General features: G+C 71.0%; 4 protein-coding genes. 2 read left to right on the top strand and 2 right to left on the bottom strand.

The window, feature by feature from the left end; genetic code table 11:
- The coding region (locus G6020_RS10015) for an NAD-dependent succinate-semialdehyde dehydrogenase (protein WP_182610519.1) at nucleotides 1–1,297 on the top strand (1,297 nt) is incomplete at its 5' end.
- Nucleotides 1,298–1,362: 65 nt separating this feature from the next.
- On the opposite strand, the gene G6020_RS10020 is transcribed toward G6020_RS10015, so the two are convergent.
- Entirely contained in the window at nucleotides 1,363–1,635 is a 273-nt protein-coding gene (locus G6020_RS10020) for a WhiB family transcriptional regulator (protein ID WP_179524515.1), read from the bottom strand.
- 94 nt (nucleotides 1,636–1,729) lie between these two features.
- Here G6020_RS10020 and G6020_RS10025 point away from each other — a divergent pair, with 94 nt between their 5' ends.
- On the top strand, nucleotides 1,730–2,347 hold the full coding sequence (locus tag G6020_RS10025; RefSeq protein ID WP_179524514.1) for a response regulator transcription factor: 618 nt from the start codon (nucleotides 1,730–1,732) through the stop codon (nucleotides 2,345–2,347).
- A gap of 9 nt (nucleotides 2,348–2,356) precedes the next feature.
- Here G6020_RS10025 and G6020_RS10030 read toward each other — a convergent pair.
- Nucleotides 2,357–2,615: FCD domain-containing protein (locus G6020_RS10030; protein WP_182610520.1), on the bottom strand; the 259-nt coding region annotated here is incomplete at its 5' end.

A 2,615-nucleotide genomic window follows, 5' to 3' on the forward strand; every position in this document is an offset into this window, starting at 1 on the left:
GATCGAGGCCGCCGGGCGGACGCAGCCGGAGTGGGCGGCCGTGCCCGCCCGCGACCGGGCCGAGATCCTGCGCCGCGCGTACGAGCTGATCCTCGACCGCGCCGACGAGCTGGCGCTGCTCATGACCACCGAGATGGGCAAGCCGCTGGCGGAGGCCAAGGGCGAGGTCACCTACGGGGCCGAGTTCTTCCGCTGGTTCTCCGAGGAGGCCTGCCGCATCCGCGGGGACGCCCGCCGTTCGCCCGACGGGAGGACACGTCTCATGGTGACCCACGAACCGGTCGGGCCCTGCATCCTCATCACCCCGTGGAACTTCCCCCTGGCCATGGCCACCCGCAAGATCGGCCCGGCCGTCGCCGCCGGCTGCACCATGGTGTTCAAACCGGCCAACCTCACGCCCCTGACCTCACTGTACGTGGTGGACCTCCTGCGCGAGGCGGGGCTCCCCGACGGCGTCCTCAACGTCGTGTGCACCACCGAGCCGGGCAGTGTGGTGGAACCGTGGATCGACTCCGGGATCGCCCGCAAGCTGTCGTTCACCGGGTCCACGCCGGTCGGCCGGATGCTGCTGGAGCAGTGCGCGCGCGGGGTGCTGCGCACCTCCATGGAGCTCGGCGGGAACGCCCCGTTCGTGGTGTGCGAGGACGCGGACATGGACACCGCCGTGGCCGCCGCGATGGCCGCCAAGATGCGCAACATGGGCGAGGCCTGCACGTCGGCCAACCGGATCCTCGTCCACCGTTCGGTTCTGGACGAGTTCGGTCGGCGCCTCACCGAGAAGATGTCCGCCCTGACAGTCGGCGACGGCACGCGGGACGGCACCGACGTGGGCCCGTTGGTCGAGGAGAAGGCCGTGGCGAAGGTGGTCGACCTGGTCGACGACGCCGTGGGGCGCGGGGCCGAGGTGCTGTGCGGCGGATCGCGGACCGAAGGACCCGGGTACTTCTACCCGCCCACCGTCCTGACCGGAGTGGCGGCCGACTCCGACCTGATGTCCACCGAGATCTTCGGTCCCGTGGCCGCCCTGATCCCGTTCGACTCCGACGACGAGGCGGTGGCCCTGGCCAACGACACCGAGTTCGGCCTGGTCTCCTACGTGATGACCGAGAACCTGGACCGCGCGATGACCATGTCCGAGCGCCTTCAGGCGGGAATGGTGGGCGTCAACACCGGGATCGTGTCCAACCCGGCCGCTCCGTTCGGCGGCATCAAGCAGTCCGGGCTCGGCCGCGAGGGCGGGCTCACCGGGATCGAGGAGTTCGTGGAGACCAAGCTCGTCGCGATCCCGGTGCGCTGATCGCCTGACGCCCTCCGCCGGTGGGCGGTTCGGCGGAAGGCGGTGGGCGGTCAGCCGGTGGGCGGTCAGCCGGTGCGGACCCGCCCGGCGAGCCGGTGCCGCTCGGCCTCGGACATCCCGCCCCAGACGCCGTACAGCTCGCGGTGGGCCACGGCGTGCGCGCGGCACTGTTGGATGACCGGGCACTGCGCGCAGAGCTTCTTGGCCGCCGTCTCCTTGCGCCGGCGCAGGCTCCTCGACTCGTTCTCGGAGTTGTAGAACAGGTCCGGTACGTCCTGGCACATCCCGTACTCTGCCCAGGCCCATCGTTCGTCGATCCTTCTCGTCGCGGTCGTCATGGCACTCCCCCCGTCGGAACCAGCTTCATTCACGCTCGAGGGAGTTCGGCACACCCCCAGGGGTGGGACGGGTCACAACTGTTAAAGTTCCCAGATGCCGGTCAGGGTCTCGGTGGAGAACGACTACACACTGGTCATCGCCGGTGTGCACGCACTGCTGGCCGCGTACCCCGGCCGCGTGGAGGTCGTGGTGAACGGGCCCGGCTCCCGCGCAGGTGTGCCCGTGGACGTGGTGCTGTTCGATACCTTCGCCTCCCCGGTCGACTGGCAGGCCCGGTGCTCGGCCATGGCCCTCGACCCGGCGATCGGGGCCGTGGCCGTCTACTCGTTCGTCACGGATCCGCGCGCTGTCGACGAGGCCTTCGCCTCGGGGGCGACGGGGTATCTCTCCAAATCACTGTCCGGCGAGGAGCTGCTCGGGGCCGTGGAACGGGTCGCGGCGGGTGAGCGGGTGCGCCTGCTCGGCCGCGACGGCGAGGACACGTCCCCCGGACTGTGGCCGACCGGCGACGTGGGCCTGACCCCCCGGGAGTCGGAGATGCTCGCGCTGATCGCCCAGGGCCGGTCCAACGAGGAGATCGCCGCGGCCTGCTACCTGTCGATCAACACGGTCAAGACCTACATCCGGGAGGCCTACCGCAAGATCGGGGTGACCACCAGACCGCAGGCGGTGGCGTGGGCGATGCGCAGCGGGCTCGCGGTCTCCCGCTGATCGCGCCACTCACCGGTCCCCGCCGCCCTCGCGGACCCGCGCGAGCCCGTCCCTCATGTGGTCGACCAGCAACTCCCTGGCCCGATCCGGGTCCCCGGCCCGCACGGCGTCGGCGATCGCGCGGTGTTCGGCGAGCCTGGACTCGGCGTCCGAGTAGGTGCCGCGCATGGCGTGCAGGCACATGCTCGTCTCGACCAGGACGGTCTCGTGCACCCGCGACAGGCGGGGGCTCCGGGCCGCCTCGACCAGGACGTGATGGAAGTCCAGG

It is taken from the genome of Dietzia sp. B19, assembly GCF_014145155.1.
Taxonomy (GTDB): Bacteria; Actinomycetota; Actinomycetes; order Mycobacteriales; family Mycobacteriaceae; genus Dietzia; species Dietzia natronolimnaea.

Excerpts from the sequence above, each read along its gene's own strand:
- G6020_RS10025 (WP_179524514.1), top strand. The coding sequence starts at position 1,730 with ATGCCGGTCAGGGTCTCGGTGGAGAACGACTACACACTGGTCATCGCC.
- G6020_RS10020 (WP_179524515.1), bottom strand. The coding sequence starts at position 1,635 with ATGACGACCGCGACGAGAAGGATCGACGAACGATGGGCCTGGGCAGAG.